This is a genomic window from Haloarcula sp. CBA1122 (assembly GCF_009741785.1).
In the GTDB taxonomy this organism is placed as follows: domain Archaea; phylum Halobacteriota; class Halobacteria; order Halobacteriales; family Haloarculaceae; genus Haloarcula; species Haloarcula hispanica.
In genome coordinates, this window is the sequence record NZ_WPCB01000057.1 from 1 (window position 1) to 21,491 (window position 21,491).

Annotated in this window: 24 protein-coding genes, 2 tRNA genes and 3 pseudogenes; 20 read left to right on the forward strand and 9 right to left on the reverse strand. The window is 64.1% G+C overall.

Going from position 1 to position 21,491, the window contains the following annotated elements:
* Positions 1 to 136, reverse strand: a pseudogene (locus tag GJ630_RS20640) (tRNA CCA-pyrophosphorylase); the annotation flags it as partial.
* 95 nt (positions 137 to 231) lie between these two features.
* Here GJ630_RS20640 and GJ630_RS16755 point away from each other — a divergent pair.
* Together GJ630_RS16755 and GJ630_RS16760 are read left to right on the forward strand one after the other, a co-directional pair.
* Positions 232 to 304: transfer RNA gene (locus tag GJ630_RS16755), tRNA-Asn, on the forward strand.
* A gap of 182 nt (positions 305 to 486) precedes the next feature.
* A tRNA-Ile gene (locus GJ630_RS16760) sits at positions 487 to 561 on the forward strand.
* A gap of 80 nt (positions 562 to 641) precedes the next feature.
* Here GJ630_RS16760 and nikR read toward each other — a convergent pair.
* Positions 642 to 1,052, reverse strand: coding sequence for a nickel-responsive transcriptional regulator NikR (gene nikR, locus GJ630_RS16765; protein WP_008307710.1), 411 nt, complete (start codon positions 1,050 to 1,052; stop codon positions 642 to 644).
* 120 nt (positions 1,053 to 1,172) lie between these two features.
* On the opposite strand from nikR, the gene GJ630_RS16770 reads away from it, so the two are divergent.
* From GJ630_RS16770 to GJ630_RS16785, 4 genes and pseudogenes are all read left to right on the forward strand, one after another.
* Complete coding sequence (locus tag GJ630_RS16770; protein ID WP_014041402.1) at positions 1,173 to 1,811, forward strand: energy-coupling factor ABC transporter permease; 639 nt, start codon at positions 1,173 to 1,175, stop codon at positions 1,809 to 1,811.
* Entirely contained in the window at positions 1,811 to 2,125 is a 315-nt protein-coding gene (locus tag GJ630_RS16775; protein WP_014041401.1) for a PDGLE domain-containing protein, read from the forward strand. Before GJ630_RS16770 ends, GJ630_RS16775 begins: the two co-directional genes overlap by 1 nt.
* A gap of 3 nt (positions 2,126 to 2,128) precedes the next feature.
* Positions 2,129 to 2,920, forward strand: a complete 792-nt coding sequence (cbiQ, locus tag GJ630_RS16780; protein ID WP_014041400.1) for a cobalt ECF transporter T component CbiQ — start codon at positions 2,129 to 2,131, stop codon at positions 2,918 to 2,920.
* Positions 2,917 to 3,728, forward strand: a pseudogene (locus GJ630_RS16785) (energy-coupling factor ABC transporter ATP-binding protein). The gene cbiQ and the pseudogene GJ630_RS16785 overlap by 4 nt, the downstream one beginning before the upstream one ends.
* Before the next feature lie 41 nt (positions 3,729 to 3,769).
* On the opposite strand, the gene GJ630_RS16790 reads toward GJ630_RS16785, so the two are convergent.
* Positions 3,770 to 4,297, reverse strand: a complete 528-nt coding sequence (locus GJ630_RS16790) for a phosphopantetheine adenylyltransferase (RefSeq protein WP_050007467.1) — start codon at positions 4,295 to 4,297, stop codon at positions 3,770 to 3,772.
* Between the two features lie 137 nt (positions 4,298 to 4,434).
* On the opposite strand from GJ630_RS16790, the gene GJ630_RS16795 reads away from it, so the two are divergent.
* From GJ630_RS16795 to GJ630_RS16805, 3 genes are all read left to right on the forward strand, one after another.
* A complete protein-coding gene (locus GJ630_RS16795) occupies positions 4,435 to 5,424 on the forward strand; it encodes a ring-cleaving dioxygenase (protein WP_050037125.1) in 990 nt (329 codons plus the stop codon).
* Positions 5,425 to 5,506: 82 nt separating this feature from the next.
* Positions 5,507 to 5,878 (forward strand): hypothetical protein, encoded by a 372-nt coding sequence (locus GJ630_RS16800; RefSeq protein ID WP_191450427.1) that lies wholly within the window; start codon positions 5,507 to 5,509, stop codon positions 5,876 to 5,878.
* Between the two features lie 260 nt (positions 5,879 to 6,138).
* Positions 6,139 to 7,899, forward strand: coding sequence for an alpha/beta fold hydrolase (locus GJ630_RS16805; RefSeq protein WP_014041395.1), 1,761 nt, complete (start codon positions 6,139 to 6,141; stop codon positions 7,897 to 7,899).
* A gap of 82 nt (positions 7,900 to 7,981) precedes the next feature.
* Here GJ630_RS16805 and GJ630_RS16810 read toward each other — a convergent pair whose 3' ends face one another.
* Positions 7,982 to 10,264 (reverse strand): nitric-oxide reductase large subunit, encoded by a 2,283-nt coding sequence (locus tag GJ630_RS16810; protein WP_014041394.1) that lies wholly within the window; start codon positions 10,262 to 10,264, stop codon positions 7,982 to 7,984.
* 175 nt (positions 10,265 to 10,439) lie between these two features.
* Here GJ630_RS16810 and GJ630_RS16815 point away from each other — a divergent pair, with 175 nt between their 5' ends.
* Positions 10,440 to 11,012 (forward strand): YbhB/YbcL family Raf kinase inhibitor-like protein, encoded by a 573-nt coding sequence (locus GJ630_RS16815; protein ID WP_014041393.1) that lies wholly within the window; start codon positions 10,440 to 10,442, stop codon positions 11,010 to 11,012.
* Between the two features lie 197 nt (positions 11,013 to 11,209).
* Complete coding sequence (locus GJ630_RS16820) at positions 11,210 to 11,389, forward strand: HVO_0416 family zinc finger protein (protein WP_004515335.1); 180 nt, start codon at positions 11,210 to 11,212, stop codon at positions 11,387 to 11,389.
* 277 nt (positions 11,390 to 11,666) lie between these two features.
* On the opposite strand, the gene GJ630_RS16825 is transcribed toward GJ630_RS16820, so the two are convergent.
* On the reverse strand, positions 11,667 to 12,161 hold the full coding sequence (locus tag GJ630_RS16825) for a PadR family transcriptional regulator (protein WP_023843422.1): 495 nt from the start codon (positions 12,159 to 12,161) through the stop codon (positions 11,667 to 11,669).
* A gap of 132 nt (positions 12,162 to 12,293) precedes the next feature.
* Between GJ630_RS16825 and GJ630_RS16830 the strand changes: the two genes are divergently transcribed.
* The 3 genes from GJ630_RS16830 to GJ630_RS16840 all read left to right on the forward strand — a co-directional run bounded on the left by GJ630_RS16830 (position 12,294) and on the right by GJ630_RS16840 (position 14,895).
* Positions 12,294 to 12,644, forward strand: coding sequence for a helix-turn-helix domain-containing protein (locus tag GJ630_RS16830; RefSeq protein WP_004515333.1), 351 nt, complete (start codon positions 12,294 to 12,296; stop codon positions 12,642 to 12,644).
* 28 nt (positions 12,645 to 12,672) lie between these two features.
* Positions 12,673 to 12,972, forward strand: a complete 300-nt coding sequence (locus tag GJ630_RS16835; RefSeq protein WP_191450429.1) for a hypothetical protein — start codon at positions 12,673 to 12,675, stop codon at positions 12,970 to 12,972.
* A gap of 81 nt (positions 12,973 to 13,053) precedes the next feature.
* Positions 13,054 to 14,895, forward strand: a complete 1,842-nt coding sequence (locus GJ630_RS16840) for a UvrD-helicase domain-containing protein (protein ID WP_014041390.1) — start codon at positions 13,054 to 13,056, stop codon at positions 14,893 to 14,895.
* A 198-nt stretch (positions 14,896 to 15,093) separates the two neighbouring features.
* On the opposite strand, the gene GJ630_RS16845 is transcribed toward GJ630_RS16840, so the two are convergent.
* Positions 15,094 to 15,348, reverse strand: coding sequence for a hypothetical protein (locus GJ630_RS16845; protein ID WP_014041389.1), 255 nt, complete (start codon positions 15,346 to 15,348; stop codon positions 15,094 to 15,096).
* 111 nt (positions 15,349 to 15,459) lie between these two features.
* Here GJ630_RS16845 and GJ630_RS16850 point away from each other — a divergent pair, with 111 nt between their 5' ends.
* Positions 15,460 to 15,951: a metallophosphoesterase gene (locus tag GJ630_RS16850; protein WP_014041388.1), complete on the forward strand. Its 492-nt coding sequence runs from the start codon at positions 15,460 to 15,462 to the stop codon at positions 15,949 to 15,951.
* A gap of 3 nt (positions 15,952 to 15,954) precedes the next feature.
* Here GJ630_RS16850 and GJ630_RS16855 read toward each other — a convergent pair whose 3' ends face one another.
* A complete protein-coding gene (locus GJ630_RS16855) occupies positions 15,955 to 17,019 on the reverse strand; it encodes a type II glyceraldehyde-3-phosphate dehydrogenase (protein WP_008307747.1) in 1,065 nt (354 codons plus the stop codon).
* Between the two features lie 191 nt (positions 17,020 to 17,210).
* Between GJ630_RS16855 and GJ630_RS16860 the strand changes: the two genes are divergently transcribed.
* Positions 17,211 to 18,164: an aminopeptidase gene (locus tag GJ630_RS16860; protein ID WP_014041387.1), complete on the forward strand. Its 954-nt coding sequence runs from the start codon at positions 17,211 to 17,213 to the stop codon at positions 18,162 to 18,164.
* 67 nt (positions 18,165 to 18,231) lie between these two features.
* Here GJ630_RS16860 and GJ630_RS16865 read toward each other — a convergent pair whose 3' ends face one another.
* On the reverse strand, positions 18,232 to 18,645 hold the full coding sequence (locus tag GJ630_RS16865) for a DUF1648 domain-containing protein (RefSeq protein ID WP_014041386.1): 414 nt from the start codon (positions 18,643 to 18,645) through the stop codon (positions 18,232 to 18,234).
* Positions 18,646 to 18,755: 110 nt separating this feature from the next.
* Between GJ630_RS16865 and GJ630_RS16870 the strand changes: the two genes are divergently transcribed.
* From GJ630_RS16870 to GJ630_RS16880, 3 genes are all read left to right on the forward strand, one after another.
* Positions 18,756 to 19,409, forward strand: a complete 654-nt coding sequence (locus GJ630_RS16870) for an HVO_0476 family zinc finger protein (protein WP_008307750.1) — start codon at positions 18,756 to 18,758, stop codon at positions 19,407 to 19,409.
* Position 19,410: 1 nt separating this feature from the next.
* Entirely contained in the window at positions 19,411 to 20,034 is a 624-nt protein-coding gene (locus GJ630_RS16875) for a protein-L-isoaspartate(D-aspartate) O-methyltransferase (RefSeq protein ID WP_191450431.1), read from the forward strand.
* Positions 20,035 to 20,096: 62 nt separating this feature from the next.
* Positions 20,097 to 20,828 carry a protein-L-isoaspartate O-methyltransferase gene (locus GJ630_RS16880; RefSeq protein WP_050007464.1) on the forward strand — a complete coding sequence of 244 codons (732 nt, stop codon included), beginning with the start codon at positions 20,097 to 20,099 and terminating at the stop codon, positions 20,826 to 20,828.
* Here GJ630_RS16880 and GJ630_RS16885 read toward each other — a convergent pair.
* The gene (locus GJ630_RS16885; RefSeq protein ID WP_008307753.1) at positions 20,825 to 21,271 is read right to left on the reverse strand and encodes a hypothetical protein; all 447 of its coding nucleotides are present in this window, start codon (positions 21,269 to 21,271) and stop codon (positions 20,825 to 20,827) included. The two genes, GJ630_RS16880 and GJ630_RS16885, sit on opposite strands and share 4 nt — an antisense overlap.
* Before the next feature lie 75 nt (positions 21,272 to 21,346).
* On the opposite strand from GJ630_RS16885, the pseudogene GJ630_RS20645 reads away from it, so the two are divergent.
* Positions 21,347 to 21,491: pseudogene (locus GJ630_RS20645) on the forward strand (ATPase); the annotation flags it as partial.

A 21,491-nucleotide genomic window follows, 5' to 3' on the forward strand; every position in this document is an offset into this window, starting at 1 on the left:
CCGGCAGGTCGGCGACGGCCGCCTCGGCGTCGGCCATCACCGCGTCGGCGACCCGCTGTAACTGCGCTCGCTCGTCGTCGGTTGGCGAGGCCCGTGCTCGCATCTCCTCGACGACGGCGTCGAACTCATCGCTCATACCGCCGCTTGCGCACAAGTGCGTGAAAGCGTGTCGATGCCGACTGGAAACGAAAGCCCTAATTACCAACTCTGGCAATGATTGGATGCGTTCGCGCCGCCGTAGCTCAGTTGGTAGAGCACCTGGTTGTTACCCAGGTTGTCCCAGGTTCGAGCCCTGGCGGTGGCGTCGTTCTTTCACTCACAAATCGACGAGCGCTGCGACTCCGTCACTGTCGGCTTTCAGGGCCGCTGGACGGTGAGATATGCAGCCGATGCACGAAACTCTCTGTATCGACCCACCTGTCTCTCCGAACCCCACCACTCCAACCCGACAGGCTAAAGATGCGGACTCATCAACACCATTCTGAAGGGCCCTTAGCTTAGTCTGGTTAAAGCGATCGGCTCATAACCGATTGAGCGCTGGTTCAAATCCGGCAGGGCCCATGTCCACCACTGGCAGAACGGTCTGCAATGCGGTCGGAGTCTCATATTTTCGAGGGGAAGGCGACTCACACGCCCACAACTCACTCGTCCACGACGACGACCTTGACCTGTTGGACACCACCAATCGCCCGGAGACGGTTGGCTAGCTCCGTGATATTGCCGCCCGCGCCCTCGACGACCAGGGTCTCCATGCAGGTGTCGTGGGAGAGATGAATGTGCTGGACGGAGGTGATGATGTCGGCCATCTCGTGTTGGACCGTCTGAAGCTCGTCTGCGATGCCCGAGACGTGGTGGTCGTGGACGATGACGATGGTCCCGTGGTGGTGTTTTTCGTCACCGGACTCCCACTCGTAGGTCGCAAAGAAGTCACGTAGCGAGTCACGAATGGCTTCCGACCGGCTCGCGTACTCCCAGTCGTCGACGATACCGTCGAGTCGGTCGACCATCGACGAGGGGAGTGTCAGGCTGATCCGGTCGAGGTCCTCACTCATGTGTGTCGATAGAGAGGGGCTCGCATATGGATATCCGGGCTTCGGTAATACTCACTCGTCGGCAGTAATACTGCCCGATGAAAAAGTATTATTACTGCGCCGGGGCCAGACCCGGGTAGCATGCACATTCCCGACGGATATATCGATCTACCGCTTGCGTTGCTGTTCGGTGCGCTTGCGGTCGTCGTTCTGAGCGTCGCTGCCAAGCGTGTCAACGGTGAGATTTCCGATGCGCGCGCGCCGCTGCTCGGTGTCGTCGCAGCGAGTATCTTCGCCGCACAGATGCTTGACTGGCCAATTCCCGGGGGCACCAGCGCCCACTTCGTCGGGGGCGCGTTCGCGGCGATTCTCCTCGGTCCGCACCTGGGCGCGCTCTGTGTCGCGACTGTCGTCACGATTCAGGCGCTCGTCTTCGGTGACGGCGGGCTCGTGGTGCTCGGCGCGAACGTGTTCAACATGGCTGTCGTCGAGGTGTACGTCGGCTACGCCATCTATCGCCTGCTCGTTCCCTACGGCGAGTTCCGCGCGGCCTTCGTCGCGGGGTGGTTAGGAATCACGGCCGGCGCGCTGACCGCCGCCCTTCAGCTGGGCCTTTCCTCTGCGTTCCAGTACCAGTTGCTGACGACGCTGTCGATAATGGGCGTCGGGCACCTCGCGTTGGGCCTGATTGAGGGGGCCATCACCGCCTTGGTCTACCGCTATCTGGCCCGCGCTCGCCCCGACCTGCGACCGAACGCCGCCCCGGAGGTGAGTGCGTGATGGCCCGGGATCTTCCCGACTGGCTACCTCGTGCCCTCGCCGCGCTGCTGGTCCTGACATTGCTCGCGCCGGTGTTCGGATGGGCGGCCGGTCAGGTCGGCTACGCCGAACCGCTCGAAAACGCCGCCGAGGCGACCGATGCGACGGAACACGCCACCGCCGTCGGTACCGCGCTGTTCCCGGACTACGGCGTCCCCGGTCTCGGTGGTGCAACCGGAACGTTCGTGTCGGCCGTCGTCGGGACGGCGCTGACGCTCCTCCTCGGTGCCGGCATCGGTCGCCTGCTCGGGGCGGATACCGACCAGCGGCAGTAGCTGATGTCCGGCAGAGACCTGCTCGACCGGACCGTTGCGGCCATCGCGGCCAGCGCCCAGTGGTTCCTGCTCGCTGAGGACCTGCCGGACCGGGACGGGTTTCTCCAGGCCGTCACGCCGACGGTCAAGCTCGTCGGCGTCGCGACGCTCGTCGCCCTTACCGTGACACAGCGGACGCTGGCAGTCGTCAGCGCGCTCGCGCTCCTCGCTTCGGTGCTTGCGGCCATTTCTCGGATACCTATCCGTACTTTCCTGGGGCGGCTGACCGGCCCGCCGGCGTTCGCGTTCGTCGTCGTCGCGCCACAGGCCATCCTGATGGGTGGTCCCTCGCTTGGCTCGCTCCCGCTCTCGGCCGCTGGCGTCGACTACGTGCTTACGTTCGCCGTCCGCGTAACCGCGTGTGTCGGCTTCCTGTCCGTGCTGCTGTTGACCACCCGCTTCGCCGACCTCTTGGCGGCGTTTCGCCGGCTCCGGGTCCCGTCGATTGCCGTCTCGCTGCTCGGAATCACGTACCGCTATCTGCTCCTCTTTTTCGCCGAACTCGAACGCATGGTCCGGGCTCGCCGGAGTCGAACCATCGCCGAGCCGAGCCTCCGCCGGAACTGGCGCGACTCGGGGAACTTCGTGGGCTCGTTTCTCGTCCGCAGTCTGGAACGCGGCGAGCGGGTCCAGCGGGCCGCTCGCGCTCGTGGCGGGACTGGCTCGACGCCGGCACAGCCCCGGGAACCGCTCGGGCGGGCCGACCTCGCCTTCGGACTGGTCGTCGCGCTCGCCGTCGTGGTGGTGGTCGCGTGACTGCTATCGAGGCGACTGACCTCCGGTACGCATACCCCGATGAAACGCTGGCCGTCGACGGCGTCGATGTGTCCATCGAGCGCGGCGACCGCGTAGCGCTGCTCGGCCCGAACGGGGCTGGCAAGTCGACGCTGCTGGAACTGCTGGGCGGCTGGTCGACCCCGATGGCGGGCGGGTCCGGTACTTCGGGGAGACGACCGACGCCGACACCGTCCGCAGCCGTCTGAGCGTCCTCACGCAGAACCCTGCGGACTACCTGTTCAACCCGACCGTTCGCGAAGACCTCGCCTACGGGCCGGCGCAACTCGACTGCGAGCGCGCGGAGGTTGACCGCCGCGTCGAGCGAGTCGCGGCCCGGCTCGACCTCGACGGCCTCCTGTCGAAGCCGCCGTTCCGGCTCAGCGGCGGTGAACAGCGCCGGGCTGCTCTCGCCAGCGCGCTCACCGTCGAACCGGACGTACTGTTGCTCGATGAACCGGTGAGCAACGTCGACGCCGCGAACCGGGAGACGATTCTCGACCTGCTGGACGAACTCGCGGCCGAGGGCGTCACGCTCGTCGTCTCGACGCCGGACACCGAACTCGTCCCGCACGTCGCGGGCCGGGTCCTGTTGCTCGACGATACCGGCACGATTGCCGCGAGGGGGCCCACCCGCCGTATCCTGACTGATACTGACCTGTTGCGGGACTGTGACCTGCGCCCGCCACAAGTCGTCAGACTGTTCGAGGGCCGGACGGACGACGTGCCACTGACCGTCGCGGGGGCCGCCGAACGGCTGGACGCGGACGGTCCGGATACCATGGAGTGACGGTCTGACGCGCAGAGAAACTGGCGCTTTTCACACCACCCTCACTCTGACGCGTCGAGCAGGCGGCCGTGTACGTCGATTTCGCCGTTCCGAATCCGGGTGCTGCTGATCCGCGTGCCGTCTTCGGCGACGACAAACGGCGGCGTGTGGATCTCCAGCGGGTGGAGCCCCGCGTCCCGCCGCTGCTGATTGAGTTCGTAGGCGCGGCGCTGTGCCTTCGCCTCCGGCGAGGCGACGAGCGCATCCACGTCGGCCCGCGTCGCGGCTGGTCCTTGCGTGTCCTCTAATTGGAGAATCTCGTAAGTGGCGGTGTATGACTCGCCTAACTGGCCCAACTCGGCATCGAGCGCGGCATGGCGGTCGTCGTACGCACCCAACTGCTCCGCGTGTCCCGGGTCGCTACGCGTCTCTGTAGCCAGTTCGGAACTCGTCAGACCGACGATGACGTGGCCATCGCCACGTCCGTCGTGGCTTGCGGTCTGGAACGCCTTGTGTAGGAGCGCCCGGTGGCCGTTGTGAATCGGTGTGAAGGTCCCGCCGAGAATCGCTGTCCGGTCCGCGTCTGCCATACGCGAATGTCCCACCAGTGTCATATATAACTGCTGTCCGTCGCATGACTCGCCAGTGCCAACAGCTTCTACCGACTGTACCCCGGTAACACTCACGTCAGCAGTCACTCAAGTAGTTCCGGCACGTATTGCTCCCAATGACCGAAGCCACCCCTACTCCGGGCATCCATCACGTCACATGCATCGCGAGCGATCCCCAGCAGAACATGGACTTTTGGGTCGAAACGCTCGGGCTCAGGCTCGTCAAGCGCTCGATCAACCAGGACGACCCCAGTACGTACCACTTCTTCTTCGCCGACGCCGCGGGGAACCCCGGGACGAGCATGACGTTCTTCCCGTGGGAGGACCACGCACAGGGGAAGGTCGGCTCTGGACAGGTCTCACGCACCGCGTTCCGCGTTCCCGAGGGAAGCCTCGACTACTGGGAGGACCGCTTCGACGAGTACGGCGTCGACTACGACGACCGTGTCGAGCGGTTCGGCGAGACCGTCCTCCCGTTTCGCGACCCGGACGGGCTCCCGGTCGAACTGGTCGAAGTCGGGATTCCCGACGACGACCCGACCGAGCCGTGGACGGAGTTCGTTCCCGAAGACGCCGCCATCCGTGGCTTCCACTCGGTGACGCTCTGGCTCGCTGACCCCGAACCGACGGAGGACCTGCTCCAGAAGATGGGCTTCGAGGAAGTCGGCACCGAGCAGGCACAGGGCGATACGCCCGGCGACGAGCGGACCCGCTACGCCGCGACGGGGTCTGTCGGGAAGTACGTCGACGTGTTGCCGACTATCGAGGGCGGCCGGCAGGGCCACGGCACGGTCCACCACGTCGCCTTCCAGACGCCAACCGACGAGGACCAGCAGTCGATGCGTGAGGCCGTTCGCGGTGCGGGACTGCGCCCCACATCACAGATCGACCGCCACTGGTTCCGGTCGGTCTACTTCCGGGAGTTCGGCGGCGTGCTGTTCGAACTCGCCACGAGCGGCCCCGGGTACGACAGCGACGAACCGCTTGATGACCTCGGTGGCCGGCTGGTGCTGCCCGGGAAGTTCGAGGGCCGACGCGAGGAAATCGAAGCGGGGCTCACGGACGTGACGATTCCCCGGCCAGCGGCCGCCGAAGCCGACGACTAACACCGACGAACCGACCGGTATACGCCTCATTCTTCCTGTTAGCCTGTGAGTAAATATGAGTGTCCGGACTGTCCCACGTTATATGTCCACAGAGGGGCAGGAGTACGTTATCGCGCCGTGGGGTGAGAGCGAGTGTGAGACGACCGATATCACGGTCGATCTGCCGTCCCGGGAGCTCGCGGTCCAGCTGGAAGTCCCGACGAGCGTGCTAGACCGCATGGCACAGCTCGGCGACGAGCACGACATCCCGGTGACGCAGGCGCTCGGGGAGCGGCTGGAAATCAACCGAGCACGGGTGTCGCTCTGTGCCGCGAAGTCGGTTGACGACGTGGCCGCGGTCCAGCAGCATCTCACGGACGCCCGCGAGCACCTGTCAGGCGTCGAAGCGCTCGATACGGCTGATCTCGAAGCTGACATCGAACACCTCTGGACCAACGAACTCGGCGGCGCGTAACCTCGTCCATGGGGCGAGTAATTGAAACTGAAGTGGCTATTTGTAACCGTAGATGCCCGATAAACCGGTTTATTGATAACGCCGAATAATTGGTAATGAAGTGGGAATCGGAGCACTGCCCAGTACGCGGGTGGAACCTGCCACCCATTTCAACGGGTTAGAATACCGTTTTCAGCGCCGTTCCCAATTCTTTACCGTTGGCTTGGAGTTTACAGTAAGTTTAATTCACTGAGTGTCTCACCTGCGTCCGTGGTATTATCATGAACGATGATAGACGACTGTGGTTCGTCGCTGCAGTGTCGCTACTCCTGATATTCAGCGGGAGCGGGCTCGCATGGACAGTACAAACAGACGCCGGTTCCGTCGAGGTTCGCGATGTGAAGTTCTCCGGGACCAACGGGACGATGATGAGCGGGACGCTGTACATCCCTGAGGAGGCGAGCAGCGCTTCCCCACAGCCGGGGGTGTTAGCCGTCCACGGCTACATCAACTCGAAGGAGACGCAGTCGCCGTTCGCTATCGAGTACGCAAGGCGAGGTTTCGTGGTTCTCGCTATCGACCAGACCGGCCACGGCTACTCGGACCCGCCAGCGTTCAAAAACGGCTACGGTGGCCCCGACAGCCTCGAATATCTCCGGTCGCTGGACTACGTCGATAACGAAAACATCGGGCTCGAAGGCCACTCGATGGGTGGCTGGACTGTCATCACGGCGGCCGCGGCCCATCCGGACGGGTACGAGTCGATGGTCATCGAGGGGTCATCGACTGGGTCGAACCGTGCCCCCGAAGGTACTGACTCGTTCCCACGGAACCTCGCCGTCGTGTTCAGCGAGTACGACGAGTTCGCCCCGTTGATGTGGGGGACGGCGAGTGCGTCCGACGTTGAGCAGAGCGACAAACTCCAGACGGTGTTCGGCACGGACAGCGCCGTCGAGGAGGGGCGTACCTACGGCAGTGTCGAGGACGGGACCGCACGGCAACTGTACACCCCGGCAACCACTCACCCCGGCGACCACTTCTCGACCGCAGCCATCGGCGCGTCCATCGAATGGCTCCAGCTAACGCTCGAAGGCGAAGACGAGATGGACCCGAGCAACCAGGTCTGGTACTGGAAATCGCTCGGGACCTTTGTTGCCCTCATCGGCGGCGTGCTGTCGCTGTTCCCGGTCGGCGGCCTGCTCATCGACCGGGCACCGACCGACAGGCTCCGACGGGAGTACCCCGACGGGAAGGGGATGACCGGCGCGAAACGCTACGGGGCGTCGCTGCTCGCCGCCGCGATTCCGATTGTGACGTACTTCCCGTTGCAAGACGTTGCACCGGCGATTATCGGCCTCAGTTGGCTGTTCCCACAGCAGATCAACAACGGCGTGATCGTCTGGGCGCTGGGGAACGCGGTCATCACCGCGGTGCTGTTCGCGGTGTGGCACTACACGACTAACGCGGACGACCCCTCGGTGTCGCTGGCGAGCTACGGCCTCGATACGGGCGACGGCGCGCGGACAGTCGGCGTCTCGGTCCTGGCCGGTGTCGTTACCGTCGGTGTGCTGTATCTGCTGGAAGCCGTCGTGGCGTTCCTGTTCCAGACGGACTTCCGCATCTGGGTGTTCGCCATCAAACTCCTGTCCCCGGCGCAGTTCCGGATCAGCTTCTCGTATCTCTTGCCGCTGTTTGCCTTCTTCGTCGTCCTCGGTGCGCTCCTGCACGGTCAGCTCCGTCCCGAGGGCGAGTCCCGGTCGCTCCGCCGCGCGATGGCGACGAACTGGCTCATCGTCGTCGGTGGGTTCGTCGTGCTGCTGGCGGTTCAGTACATCCCACTGCTGACTGGCCAGCCCCTGCCGCTTGGCCACCCGCTGCTGACAATCCTGGCGCTGCAGTTCGTCGCCCTGCTCAGCATCGTGGCTTTCGTCAGCACCTACTTCTTCAGGAAGACGGGTCGGGTCTGGGTCGGCGCGACGATCAACGCCGTCCTCGTGACGTGGGTCATCGTCGCCGGGACGGCGACGCAGTTCCCCGTCTAGATCCGACGGTTCACTCTCTTCTCGTTGCTGTCGGCGAGCCGTGTTCCGGCCGTGATGACCACAGCCGAAACCCGGCGGTAACTCAGTCGTCGCTCATGACGCCCTCCGCGACGGCCATGTCCTCGACCGTGGGGTCGTCCTCGGACCGCCGGAGGACGAACCGCTTGCGGATCAGGTCGGCCGCGTAGATGGCCGTCCCGAGGATGATGAGCGTGTCACCAGGGAGCCGCGCCCAGAACAGCGTCTGGACGAGCGGCTGGTTGTAGAACGCCACGCTCCGGGCCGCGGCGTAGCTCCCGGTGAACGCCGCCTCCAGCTGGAGGAAGCCCACGGGCAGGACAGAGACGAACACCATCAGTGCGAGGCCGACGTTCCAGCACCAGAACGCCGCCCGGAGCCAGGACCCGTCCCAGCGGCCGGGCTTGATGGCGAGCTGGAGCATGTAGGTGACCATCCCCAGCGCGAGGAAGCCGAACGCCCCGAACATCGCGGCGTGGGCGTGGCCGACCGTGAGGTAGGTGCCGTGCTCGTAGTAGTTGATGAGCGGGAGGTTGATGAAGAACCCGAGCACGCCGGCACCGACGAAGTTCCAGACCCCGCTGGCGATGATGAACATGAACGGGAGCTTGTAGGGGAACCCACCGGTTTCCGACATCGCCCGGTACTGGCCCAGCGCCTCGTAGAGGATAAACACCAGCGGGAGCAGCTCAAGCGTCGAGAATACGCTCCCGATGGGGACCCACATGTCGGGCATGCCGACCCACCAGTAGTGGTGGGAGACGCCGATGACGCCCGTACTCATCACCAGCAGCGCCTGGAGCATGACCGCCTTCTCGGCGCTGCGGCGGCTGAGCAGGTTCATCGACACCAGCGTCAGCCCGATGATGGCGACGATGAAGAACTCGAAGGCCCCTTCGACCCACATGTGGACGACCCACCAGCGCCAGAACTCCGTGACGGCGATGTTGGTCTCCGGGGTGAAGAAGAACCCGGCGGTAAACAGCAGTGCAATCGAGCCGCCGGCGTACAGAATCATGTGGGCGAGGCCGAACACCGGCTCTCGGTCTAGCAGCGGTTTCAGGCCCCGAATCGAGAGGACGGCCCACAGGCCGAAGCCGACGAGCAGTCCGACCTGCCAGACCTTCCCGACTTCGAGGTACTCTAGCCCTTCGTTGCCGAACAGCCACCAGAGGTCGCCGAAGTAGCCGTGCGACCCGAGCCAGATGCCGCCGAGGCCGCCGACGGTGACGACGACGATGGCTCCGAGCAGCACGTTGATGTACGTCGACTGGCGTTTGGGCTCGTGGCCGGTCAACAGCGGCGGCAGGAACAGCCCGGCACCGAGCCACGTCGCGGCGATCCAGAGAATGCCCAGGTCGATGTGCCAGGTCTTCGCCATCGCAAACGGCAGAATCTGGAGGATATGGACACCGAAGATTTCCTCGATGCCGAAGAACCCTGCCCGTTCGATGTAGAAGTGGGCGAGTAATCCACCGAGTAACACCTGCGCGAGGAACAGCCCGGCGGCGACCGGGATGAACCGCAGGGCGGCCCGCTGGCTGGGGAAGATGCTCACGTCGCCCGGCTCGGGAACCGAGAGGTCGCCGGCGGACGGTTCCGGGAGGCTGACGGACTGGTACAGCCAGATGCCGCCACCGGCGGCGGCGACGAGCAGGACCATCGCGATGACGCTCCAGGTCATCGCCGCGCCGGTCGCGTCGTTACCGGCGGCCGGCTCGTAGGGCCAGTCGTTCGTGTAGGAGTGTTCGCCGCCAGGTCGGTCGGTGTGGGAGAACCACGCCGTCCACATGGCGAAGTCGGCGAACTGTCGGGCGTCGGCTTCGGAGTCGATCATCCCCTCAGGGACGCCCCGTTCGTGGCTGCCCTCGTGGTACCGCTCGACGTACTCCTGACGGACCTGCTCGTGGGCGTACAGCTCTGCGGCGGAGTACTCGATGTTCCCGCCCTCGTACTCCCCACTGAGGTCCTGTTTCACGTCGTCATCGACGGCAGCCTGTTCGGCCGTCGACAGCGAGTCGTACTCGGTCCCGTAGCGCTCCTCGGCGTAGTACGTCCGCATGTGCTGGGTTTTCAACTCCAGCGAGTCGGCGGTGTAGTCCGCGCCGTAGTACGCGCCGTTCCCGAGAATCGACCCGTGGTTCATCAGCCCGTTCTTCTGGAACGCCTTCTTCCCGTCGCGGATGTCCTCACCCGTGACAAGCGTCTCGCCGTCGGGTCCGACAACCTGCTCCGGGATGGGTGGCGCTTCCTGATACGCGATCCACGCGCCAGCCCCCATGACGACGAGGTTGAAGACGAACGCGGCGGCGATCACCTTCGCGATCGTTTTGCGTTTGAGTTCCATGTGGTTGGAACTCCAGTATCCCAAAATAAGAAGGGGGTAAGACGTTCTCAGTCGCTGGCGACGGGCGGGAACATGTTCGCCCTGATAGGGACCAGTGATGTCCCTTCACCGGATTTGGTGTGGTACGTGGCGGGGTATCACAAGGCAGATTACGACCTGTCCCTCCCACTCTGGTATGCGCCGTCGCCACCTCCTCCAGACGCTCGGGGCGTCAGCACTGGTCGGGAGCGCGGGCTGTACCGGGCAGTCGGACGACACGACACCGGCTTTCGAAGTGTCGAGCCCCGCGTTCAGTTCCGGGGACGAGCTTCCGGCCCGGTTCACCTGTGACGGCGACGGCGTTTCGCCACCGTTCGTCATCGAGCGCGTCCCGGAGCCGACGGCAGCGCTCGCTGTCACAGCCGAGTACGACGGCGGCGTGTTTAGCCAGCCGGTGTTCTGGACGCTGTGGAACGTCCCGCCAGAGACGGACCGGATTCCGGCCGGCCTCCCTCGCGAGCCGACCCTCGACGCGCTCGGCGGCGCTCGACAGGGAACACAGCCCCCCAACGAGCCGGGGTACGAACCGCCGTGTCCGCCGGCCGGCCAGCCGTACGAACACCGGTTTCAGGTGTTCGCTCTCGACGAAATGCTTTCCATCGAGGGTGGGACAGAGCAGGAACAGGCGTCAGAGGCCATCGCGAACGCGCTCATCGCAAGCGCCCGCATCACTGTTGATTACACCCACCCGGTTGCGACCGACAGCTAACGGGTGGTATCGGAGACAACCGGGCCAGCGCACCGTCTGAACGACTGCTCATCTGATGTTGTCTTCTGGTTGTACGGCTCCTGAGTGGCACGGCTCGCTGTGACTGACCGTCTCGTTGCGCGTGGTGCGTCGTTACTTATGGCAATGTTTCACAATACCATTAAACCTATATACTGATGTGATATACCATAGCATGTATGGCGTCCGCACCGAGTAGTGACGATATGTTCGACGAGTTCCTCTCCCAGCGTGGCCACGACGTGGACCAGAGTGGTTGGGAAGAGAGCTATAACAAGAAGCAGTGCCCTGATTGCGGCGGCCTTCACGAGTCGACAGCGGCACAGTGCTCGGTGTGTGGCTGGACACCGGTACGGTAAGGATACTCCACTTTCTCGGCTTTCCACACTGCATCCGATAGCGGCGGTACTGACCCGCAAACCGACAGTTCGCTCTCTGCCAGGATGTGCCTCGCTACGTCTCGTGTCGGGACAGCAACGGCTCAGGCAGTCGGGACTGTATCACGTTGCGCAGAAAGGAAGTGGGGAGTCTTTGTGTGGCCAGCCGACGGTTGGGGGGTGGTGTGTCGGCGGGCCGACCGGTTCGTAGCCGACGATTGGGGGGTCGTGTGTCGGCGGACTGACCGGTTTGTGGTGGTTACAGCGCATCGAGCGACGCGTGGAGGAACAGCCCGAGCGCGAGATGTTGGGACGCGGACGTTGCGATCTGCTCTTTCGCAGCCGCATCGTCCGCGATTCCGTACTGTTTCGTCTGGACGAGTTCGTGCATCTGGAGCGTGCCATCCGCTTCTAACTCGTGTAGCCGGGGGTACACTGTCCCCGGACTCAGTTCGGCACCGAACTGGGCTTCCAGTTCCTCCATCAGTCCGGTCCCGTGGGTGCCACCATCGGCGACTGCGATCATCGCCAGTAGGATCTCTTCCAAACTCTGTGTGACCAGGCCGTCATCGACTGCGGTCTCGCCGTCGACGACGTCGTCAATGACCGGGTCCAACGACTCCGTGATGGCGTCACGACTGGGTGGGTCATGCGATTCCGGGCGCTCTGTCTCGCCGAGAGGGGTCACTCGCTCATCGGCGTTCTGGCCCTGCATCTTGCCCGTCGTCACGCGACGGAGGTTGTCTCCGGACATCGTCTCACCTGAACGCAATCCGCAGTGGAAGCTACAGGGGCTATCATCATATAAACGGGGCAGTGTTTTCTGAACGTGAAACCACCACAGTGCTCGAAAACGCTTATATAATATGACGCGAATCTTGGTGTAGTGGCTGAGGAACAGAGCATCGAGGAGATTCTCGATACAATCGGTGACCAGCACGCGCGCCGTGTACTCGCCGCAATCAGTCGTGAACCGCAGTCGGCGAAGGAACTCGCGGAGGAGTGCGACCTCTCGCTGCCGACGGTGTATCGACGTATCGAACTGCTCGACGAGTACGACCTCGTCACCGACCGAACGCTCGTCGCCGAGGACGGAAACCACTACAAGGTGTACGAGTCCAACTTCGAGTCGACGGTCATTTCGCTCGAAGACGAGGAGTACAAAGTGCGCATCTATCGGGAGGAGAACCTCCCGGACCGGTTCAGTCAGCTCTGGGACGAGCTGAACCCGGAATGAATTCACTCTCCAGCGGAGGCGTGACTGCATGACGACCGGCGTGGCTATCGCACGCGGCGTGCTCATCCTGATGCGGATGGTGGTGTTCGGGCTGACGCTCGGGATCACCCTGATTAGCTTCCAGGCCTACCGGAAACGCCCGTCAGAACGACTACAGTATGCGTTCGTTGGCTTTGCGTTCATCAGTATGGGTGTCGCTATATCCAGTGTCATCACGCAACTGAGCGCCGGCGAGATCGGTGCCATCGTTCGCGTGTTCTTCCAGATGGCGGAGACGATTCCGTTCATCATCGGGTTCGCGATGCTGTACGTGTCGCTGTACCGATGAGAAATCCGTTCGGGTGCGCCTGTTAGTTGTCGTCCCCGTAAAGCACGTTGTTTATTTGGCCGCGGTCCCACTACATGTTCAATGACTGATTCGACCACCGAGGTTGTCCGCCTGTTCGGTGGGCCCGGTAGCGGGAAGACGACGGCGCTGCTCGACCGCGTCGACGAACTGCTGGAAGACGACGACGTCGATTTCCGTGACGTACTGGTTGTCTCGTACACGCGTGCGGCGGCCGCCGAGATCCGTGAGCGACTCGCGGACCGACTCGGCCTGTCCCCTCGTGCCCTTCGCGGGAACGTCTGTACGATGCACGCGAAGGCGTACGAACTGCTGAACCTCTCCCGCGGCGACGTCGTCGGCGAGGACGACAAGGAGGCCTTCTGCGAGGAGTTCGGCATCGACTACGAGGACGAGTACGAGGGCTCGCGCCGTCGCTCGGCCCGCTCGACGACGCTCGGGAACAAGATCATCGCGACGAGCCAGTGGCTCCAGCGCACCCGACGCGACGTGGCCGACTGGTACGACGTGCCCTTCAAGTGGGACGACGAGGAAGTCCGACTCCCGCCGGAGATCGACGACAACGCCCAGACCGGCAACAAGTACACGCCGACGTGGCCGACCGACGACGACCGTGTGGACGTGCCCGCCGCCATCCGCGGCTGGCGCACCTACAAGGGCGAAAACGACTTGACGGGCTTCGCCGACATGCTCGAACGGGTCGCCCAGCGCTCGCTGCTCCCCAACGTCGACTACCTCATCATCGACGAGTTTCAGGATATCACGACGCTGCAGTACGACGTCTACGACGAGTGGAAACCCCACATGGAACGGGTGCTCATCGCTGGCGACGACGACCAGGTCGTCTACGCCTGGCAGGGCGCGGACCCGGACCTCCTGCTCGAAGAGGTCGTCACCCAGGACGAGGTGCTGCCCAACTCCTACCGGCTCCCCTCGCGCATCCTGAACGTCGTCAACCGCGAGGTCCGCCACATCGAGAAACGTCAGGAGAAAGACCTCAATCCGCGCAAGGAGGGCGGCCGCGTCGAGGCGGTCCAGAACCCTTCGATGTTCGACCTCTCCCGGAACGTCACGCGGACCATCGAGCAGTCCGACGAGACGGTGATGGTGCTGTTCCGGGCCCGCTACCAGATGTTCCAGTTCATCGACGAGTTCATCGACAACGGGATCCCCTTCTCCTGTCTCACCGACCAGCGGATGTGGACCGATCGGCTCACCCAGTACGTCAACGGGCTCGAAGCCGTCGAAGCCGACGAACCGCTCACGGTGCTGGAAGCACGCCGTCTCGCGGATATGCTCGTCGACTCCGCCTTCGGCACGGGCGAGCGCGACGACCTCTTCGACGCGCTCGAAGAGATCGACGAGTCCCACGAGGACGAAGACATCGCCGATATCGAGATCGACCCTGACGTCGTCCACGACCACGTTCCCTTCCTCCCCGACGCGGCCTCGGCGGGCGACATGCTCCGGAAGGTGACCAACTTCCAGGAGCGGACCGTCGACGCGTACTTCACCGGCGATTACACCGGGATGGACGCCGACCGGGTCCGCGTGGGGACGATCCACTCCGCCAAAGGTCGCGAGGCCGATCATGTGTTCGTCGCGACCGACCTCACCGAGAAAGTCGTCGAGCAGATGGCCGCGACTGTCGACCAGCAGGGTATCGAGGTACCCGGAATGGACGAGTTCACGAAACATACCAGCCCCGTCCCGACGCTGACCGACAACGAACGGCGTGTGTTCTACGTCGGGATGTCCCGGGCCCGCGAACGGCTCGTCCTGCTTGAGAACCTCGTCGACGGCGCGCCGACGCTGCCCATCGACGTGTTGCTGGAGAACGAGCCCAGCGACCGCTCCATCGAGCAACTGCTCGACGACGCCAGCGAGACCATCGCGGCCGACTGAAGCCGCCGATTTCCTTCCTCGTCGATGATTCCACCTTCCAGGTAGTACCTCGTCTCGTCGCGCTCGACGTGGCGTTCGAGCGCGTGTTCGAGGAAAGCCCGTCCAGAAGGCCGAGGAATCGCGGGCCGAAACGGTCGAGGAACACGACCACATGGCGGCGGTGGACAGAGTCACCTCGGACCGCTGGCGCGACGAGAGTTAGTCGTCGTCGCTACTGTCCGGTGGCTTCCCGCCGGGGAGCGCACTCCGCGCCCGCCCGGCGAGTGCACCGGGGATGTCTGTCGGAGAGGGAGCGACCCACTCGATAATCAGTAAGGCGGCGGCTAACCCGAGAAAGACCGCACCGATCGCCGTCTGGCCGCGGGCGAGGTTGTCGACGCCGAGAAGGGTGACCCGCGCGGCGAGTACGACCGCGACCATCAGCTCGATTGTCCCGATGAGTCCCCGTGCCATCGGCCGTCGTAGGCGGTGACTAAACAAAAACGTCGCGCCTGTGTGACGACGGCGGTCCCACCTGTGTCGTGGGCCACACGTTCAAGTCGCTCCCGGCTGAACGTCGTCGGTATGCAGATCGGCATCGTCTCGGACACGCACGACAACGCCGCGCAGGTCGAAGCCGCAGTGGAGACGTTCTCGGAGGCGGACTGTGAGACGGTCGTCCACTGCGGCGACTTCGTCGCCCCCTTCTCGGTGACGCCGTTCGACGGCGACTGGTCGTTTTACGCCGTTCGTGGCAACAACGACGGCGAGTGGGCAGTCCAGTCTACCGTCGAGGAATTCGGCACGTACTTCGGCGAGATGGGCGAGCTGACCATCGATGGGCACACCCTCGCGGTGTATCACGGGACCAGCGGGGAGATCGTCGACGCGCTGGTCGACTGTGGGAGCTACGACTACGTTTTCCACGGCCACACGCACGAACGCGGTCACGAGGAGCGCGGGGGCACGGAACGAATCAACCCCGGCGGCATCTCGATTCCGCCGGCCTCCGAGCCGTTCTCGGTTGCGACGCTGTCGACGGACACCGGCGAAGTCGAGTTCCACGAACTGGGGTGAGAATCAGTCGTCGGCGTGACTGTCGACGCGCTGTGGACTGCCGTCGTGTTCGACGAGGCCGCGCCCGACACCGAGGGCTTCGTCGGTCCGTCGGATGCTCTTCTCGGCGCTTGCGGTCCGCTCCGAGAGCGCGCGAACGGCGTCGATGTTCTCCGGCACGACATCGGCTTCCTGGTGAATCGCCTGAAACAGGTAGAGATCCCGCCCCTGGACTGTGATTGATTCGGCCCAGATACAGTTCTCCCACACGTCACCGCGCGGGCGACCGGCATCACGAGTGTACTCTTTGAGTTTCCCTGCACCGTCGATACCCAGCGTCTTCGGGATGAGGAACAGTCGCGATTCGTCGGTCAGTAGCGACGTGACTTCCTCTGTCGTTGGTTCGCTTTCCAGCGTGACGTTGACGCTGTGGGTGTGCATCTGCGTTGTCGGGACCTTCATCCCCATCGTGTCGATGTCGAGGTCGGGAAAAATCGTCTGGACGTCAGGACCGTGGTGGGAGGGGATTTCGACGGGGTCGGGGAGTGTGTCGTTGATGGGGCCACGACCGGTCTGGCCCGGGTCGGCACCGCGCCGGACCAGTGTCACGCGCGATTTCTCGACGCCGTATGATTCCTTGAGCGGCGCGAGAAGGCGTGAAAGTCCAGTCGTATTGCAGGAGACGACGCGGGCCGTGTCAGCCCCGACTGCGTTCTCGTAGTTGGCGCGAGCGTTGAAGCTCACGTCTGCCACATCGGCGTCCTCCCCACCCTGGAAGATGGCTGGCGTATCGTGCTCGGCGTACAGCGGCGCGTTGGCCGCGCCGACGCCACTTGGCGTGGTGTCGACGACCACGTCGCTCGTTTCAATGAGGTCATGGACCGTACCGGCCGTCGCGAGATCGGCTTCATCGAACGGTTCGCGGCCGTCCGCGGCGTAGAGGTCGTAGCCGCGGTCGTCTGCGATAGTTGCCTCGAAGTTCGGCGAGCGCTTTGCGACGCCCGCAACTGTCATATCTGGCTGGACACGCACCGCGTCAGCGACGCGTTTCCCGATGGTGCCGAAGCCGTTGATGCCCACGTGGAGCATACACGTCCATATCTCCGGGGAGAGTATATTCTTTGTGATTAATATATGGAGAAATTAACTCACATAGTTGTACCTCTGGCGATTGTGAGCTTTGACCACATTCCTCTGAAAACACTGAGACGTAGCGCGTTTCGACGCCCTGCGCCGACAGTCCATCAAGAGTTATTCAGTCGGAGTACGCAATCAGTTGTATGGACAACTCGTCGCTTCGCGCGCCCGCCGAGACCGCTGTCAAACAGTGCCTGAACCTCCAGCCCGACGAGTCATGCGCCGTCGTTACTGACGACCAGCGGAAATCAATCGGCGAGGCGCTGTATCGCGTCGCCGCGGAGATTACCGATAACGCCGTTTTCGTACGCTACCCGCCGGGCGAACAACACGGTTCGGAACCGCCTGCGCCGGTCGCTGGCGCGATGGAAACTGCCGATGTCGTGCTCGCGCCGACGACCAAGAGCCTGAGCCACACAGAAGCCCGGACCGACGCCAATGAGGCCGGCGCTCGCGTTGCAACCTTGCCCGGTATCAGCGAGGGCGTGTTTCTGATGGGATTAGACGCCGACTACCACCGCATCGAACAGCACTGCAAGGACGTGCTGGCGCAGGTCGAGGACGCCGATGAAATCCGAGTCACGTCGCCCCAGGGGACCGATATCACGTTCGGCATCGGTGCGCGCGAGTGGCACATGGACACCGGTATCGTCCACGAGGCTGGCGAGATGTCGAACCTCCCTGCCGGCGAGGTGTTCCTCGCTCCGGAGACTGCCGACGGCACGTTCGTCGTCGACGGGACGATGCGCCCCCACGGCAAACTCGACGGCAAGCGTCTCACCTTTGAGGTCGAAGACGGCTACGTCACGGATATCGACGACCCCGATATCCGCGCACAGGTCGAGGAGGCTGCCGAGGAGGTCGGCCGGGACGCCTACAACCTCGCCGAGCTCGGCATCGGCACGAACGTCGCCGTGACCGAACTCGTCGGCTCCGTCCTCCTAGACGAGAAGGCCGGCGGGACGGTCCACATCGCTATCGGCGACGACCACGCGATGGGCGGCGACGTGCACGCGCCGATCCATCTGGACGGGATTTTGACGGAACCGACCGTGTATGCGGACGGCGAGGAAGTGGAACTTCCTCGCGTCGAGTGAGCGGCGAGAACGGACTCCCACAAAGACCCGTGAATAGCGGACGCTGACTGACAGCCAACCGCCGCTATCAGTCTACGTATTCTGCTTTCAACGCGTACGCGACCATGACAACCGTCCAGACGAGCGACCCGACGAGGACGATGTCGAACGGGACCGAATAGCCGAGGTTCCACGCGAGCACGAGCCCGTGTATCCCACTCATGAACGCCATCGTTGCGACGGTGATGGTGGCTGCCACCCGCGGCACGTCCGGCGGGTCGTAACGGAACGCCAATTTCAGCACAATGAGTGTTGCGAGCATCAGCGCCGGCATGAGAACGACACCGACCGGCTTCGAGACGTAGTTATCGGGCGTGCCCGACGCGGAGAAGTGAATCGCGACCTCTGCGGGGAGGCGCGACCAGACCGCCACGCCGGCCAGGGCTGTCAGGGCGATGATGGCACCGCTTGCGATGTCAGTACGGCTCTGTCGGCGCGCCATACCCGTTGTTTCGTCCCGCCGCTCAAGAAGGTCGGCGTGACTGTGCGAGTGAGAACCACGAGCAGCGCCGTGGCGACGACCATTTACGGGAGCGTAGTCAACGACTGCATATGACAGACGCTACACCGGGCGACCGCATCGCCCTCCCGTGTCCGGCCTGTTCGCCGGACCTAGAAACGGTTCACGAGGTGCTGAAGCCGGGCGGCCATGTGACGGTTCGCTGTACGGACTGCGACCACGTCCACAAGGAACAATTGCCGGAGGAAGAGACGCTGAAGCGAAGCGTCGTTGTCTCACAGGACGGGGACTCCTTTACCGCCGAGGTCGACGTCCCAGCAGAGGAAGAACTGTCCGTCGGCGAGGAGTTCCTGCTGGAGACAGAAGAAGCAGTTGTGACGGCGCGGATCACCAGTCTGGAGACCGCGGACGGCCGCGAGGACGAGGCGGCCGCCGAGGACGTCGAGACCATCTGGTCGCGGGCGGTCGGGAACGTCTCGGTCAACGTCACGATGCATCCAAAGGACGGCACTCACGACGAGACCGAGAGCTTCAAGCTCCACGTCCCCGGCGACTACGAGTTCGTCGTCGGCGAGACCGAGGAGTTCGGCGAGGAGGAGTTCACCGTCGAGGGGATTCACGTCCGCGACGACGCACACGGCTACGACCACGAGAACATGGACCACGACGGCGACATGGGTATCGCGAAAGACATCAACCGACTGTACGTCAGGGACGAGTCGACCACGGCGTGGTCGGCGTGGTAGGATGGCCGACTGGGGCCGAAAACGGTCGCGGCTGGCCGACCGCCTGCGCTCGCGAGTCGACGACGAGGCTGTCCTCGCAGCGATAGCGTCGGTCCCCCGCCATCGGTTCGTTCCGGACGACAGGAGACACGACGCCTACGCCGACCGTCCGCTCCCGATCGGGTCAGGTCAGACGGTTTCTGCGCCGCACATGGTTGCAATCATGTCCGAGTTACTGGACCTGTCCCCGGGGGATCAGGTGTTAGAGGTCGGTACGGGGTGTGGGTACCACGCCGCGGTGACCGCCGAACTGGTCGGCCCCGAGAACGTCTACAGCGTGGAGTACCACGCATCGTTGGCCGACGAAGCACGGGAAACGCTGGAAGCGACCGGCTACGGCGACGTTTCCGTTCGCGCCGACGACGGCAAGGAGGGGTGGCCCGACCACGCCCCCTACGATCGGACGTATCTCACATGTGCCGCGCCGGAGTTCCCCGCCCCGCTCGTTGACCAGACCCGCACCGGTGGTCTCTTGCTGGCTCCAATCGGTGACGGGCGACAGCGTCTCATCCGCGCGGAGAAACAGGCCGACGGCACGCTCGATAGCGAGGACCACGGCGGCGTTCGATTCGTCCCGCTCCAGTAGGGTCTTTCGACAGACGCCGCCGTTGTCGCGCCATTGATATAGCTCTGGTCGAATATACTGGTATGGACCCAGCGGTACTGCGGGACGACATGGTCGACAGCCTGCAACACGAGAGCAAGGGTGTTGTCCGGAGCGCGTGGCTGTCGGCAGCGATGCGTGCCGTCCCCCGGGAGGCCTTCGTCGGCGAGCAACAGGCCTACTCCGACCGCCCGTTCGAGCGCCTCGGCACGCGCGTGCTCTCGCCCAGTACCGCCGGTCGAGTGCTCGAAACCCTGTCACCCGAAGAAGACGACGACGTGCTCGTGGTCGGTGCCGGTGTCGGCTACACGGCCGCGGTGCTTGCAGAACACGTCGGTGCGGCCAACGTTCACGCGATAGATATCACGCGGCGGCTCGTCATCGAAGCCCGGCAGAACCTGGCAGAAGCAGGCTACGACGCCGTCCTCGTGGACCGCCGCGACGGCGCTGCCGGGCTGCCCGAATACGCACCGTACGACCGTATTCTTCTGGAAGCCGCCGCAATCGACCCGCCGCGGGCGCTCCTCCAGCAACTGACCGATGACGGTCGACTGGTGATGCCGCTCGGAACCGGTGAACAGTCCCTCGCTGTCGTGGAGGCCGACGGCTCGGTCGAACGACACGGCACCGTCGCGTTCCAGCCGATGCTCGTCGAGGGCGAGCAGGCCGACACCGTCGAGCGCAACCGGACCCATCGTGAAGACCGCGAGCGCGCCCGGCGGGCGGCCCAGTCCCGCGCCGGCTGGGAGCAGGAGTGGATCGACTGGGACGGCTAGGGCGACTCGACGACGAGCAGGTCGGTGTTCGAGCGGGCGTCCTCGTAGTTGCTCCCCGCTGGTGGTTTCACCTCGAACGTGACCGTGCCGTCCTGTTGATTCGGTCCGAGCGACGGCGACAGTGAGAGGGTCGCGTTCCCTGCACTCCCTGTCTCGCCAGTCTTGACCGACGAGAGCGTTGCAGTCCCGCTTTTCGCGACCACCGTCGCGCCGGAGACGGGCGACCCCTTCGAGTCGACGACAGTGACAACTACGTCCTGTGTCCCCGGATTAGCCACTTCGGGGTGTGGTTCAACATCGACCTCGGTTACTTGTAGCGTCTCGATTCCGGAGATGGTGCTCATCATCACGGAGAGGCAGGCGACGCCGACCACCAGCGCGATGACCAGGCGGATCGGCAGTCCCTCGATGGCACGTTCGTCGCGCCACAACGAATCTGACATGTGCTGGGGTGGCCCCGGGTTCGTACTTGAATCCCCGGACGAACGTTCAAATATCAGAGCGGAGCAACCGCCGGCATGGTCGTTATCGGACGTGAGGGGGCGACGGGGGCGACGGCGCGGCTGGGTCACTATCGGGCCCGCGACGGGAGCCGCGGCGCTGCGGTCGACCTCGATGTCGACCCGGCCAGCACTCGGTCTCGGCGCGGGCAACGACGGGTCG

Coding starts and splice junctions, on each gene's coding strand:
- GJ630_RS16815 (WP_014041393.1), top strand. CDS start 10,440: ATGCGCCGTCGCCACCTCCTCCAGACGCTCGGGGCGTCAGCACTGGTC.
- GJ630_RS16870 (WP_008307750.1), top strand. CDS start 18,756: ATGACAGACGCTACACCGGGCGACCGCATCGCCCTCCCGTGTCCGGCC.
- GJ630_RS16845 (WP_014041389.1), bottom strand. CDS start 15,348: ATGGCACGGGGACTCATCGGGACAATCGAGCTGATGGTCGCGGTCGTA.
- GJ630_RS16825 (WP_023843422.1), bottom strand. CDS start 12,161: ATGTCCGGAGACAACCTCCGTCGCGTGACGACGGGCAAGATGCAGGGC.
- GJ630_RS16885 (WP_008307753.1), bottom strand. CDS start 21,271: ATGTCAGATTCGTTGTGGCGCGACGAACGTGCCATCGAGGGACTGCCG.
- GJ630_RS16855 (WP_008307747.1), bottom strand. CDS start 17,019: ATGCTCCACGTGGGCATCAACGGCTTCGGCACCATCGGGAAACGCGTC.
- GJ630_RS16770 (WP_014041402.1), top strand. CDS start 1,173: ATGCACATTCCCGACGGATATATCGATCTACCGCTTGCGTTGCTGTTC.
- GJ630_RS16835 (WP_191450429.1), top strand. CDS start 12,673: ATGACGACCGGCGTGGCTATCGCACGCGGCGTGCTCATCCTGATGCGG.
- GJ630_RS16840 (WP_014041390.1), top strand. CDS start 13,054: ATGACTGATTCGACCACCGAGGTTGTCCGCCTGTTCGGTGGGCCCGGT.
- cbiQ (WP_014041400.1), top strand. CDS start 2,129: ATGTCCGGCAGAGACCTGCTCGACCGGACCGTTGCGGCCATCGCGGCC.
- nikR (WP_008307710.1), bottom strand. CDS start 1,052: ATGAGTGAGGACCTCGACCGGATCAGCCTGACACTCCCCTCGTCGATG.
- GJ630_RS16795 (WP_050037125.1), top strand. CDS start 4,435: ATGACCGAAGCCACCCCTACTCCGGGCATCCATCACGTCACATGCATC.
- GJ630_RS16810 (WP_014041394.1), bottom strand. CDS start 10,264: ATGGAACTCAAACGCAAAACGATCGCGAAGGTGATCGCCGCCGCGTTC.
- GJ630_RS16850 (WP_014041388.1), top strand. CDS start 15,460: ATGCAGATCGGCATCGTCTCGGACACGCACGACAACGCCGCGCAGGTC.
- GJ630_RS16865 (WP_014041386.1), bottom strand. CDS start 18,645: ATGGCGCGCCGACAGAGCCGTACTGACATCGCAAGCGGTGCCATCATC.
- GJ630_RS16775 (WP_014041401.1), top strand. CDS start 1,811: ATGGCCCGGGATCTTCCCGACTGGCTACCTCGTGCCCTCGCCGCGCTG.
- GJ630_RS16820 (WP_004515335.1), top strand. CDS start 11,210: ATGGCGTCCGCACCGAGTAGTGACGATATGTTCGACGAGTTCCTCTCC.
- GJ630_RS16880 (WP_050007464.1), top strand. CDS start 20,097: ATGGACCCAGCGGTACTGCGGGACGACATGGTCGACAGCCTGCAACAC.
- GJ630_RS16790 (WP_050007467.1), bottom strand. CDS start 4,297: ATGGCAGACGCGGACCGGACAGCGATTCTCGGCGGGACCTTCACACCG.
- GJ630_RS16860 (WP_014041387.1), top strand. CDS start 17,211: ATGGACAACTCGTCGCTTCGCGCGCCCGCCGAGACCGCTGTCAAACAG.
- GJ630_RS16800 (WP_191450427.1), top strand. CDS start 5,507: ATGTCCACAGAGGGGCAGGAGTACGTTATCGCGCCGTGGGGTGAGAGC.
- GJ630_RS16875 (WP_191450431.1), top strand. CDS start 19,411: ATGGCCGACTGGGGCCGAAAACGGTCGCGGCTGGCCGACCGCCTGCGC.
- GJ630_RS16805 (WP_014041395.1), top strand. CDS start 6,139: ATGAACGATGATAGACGACTGTGGTTCGTCGCTGCAGTGTCGCTACTC.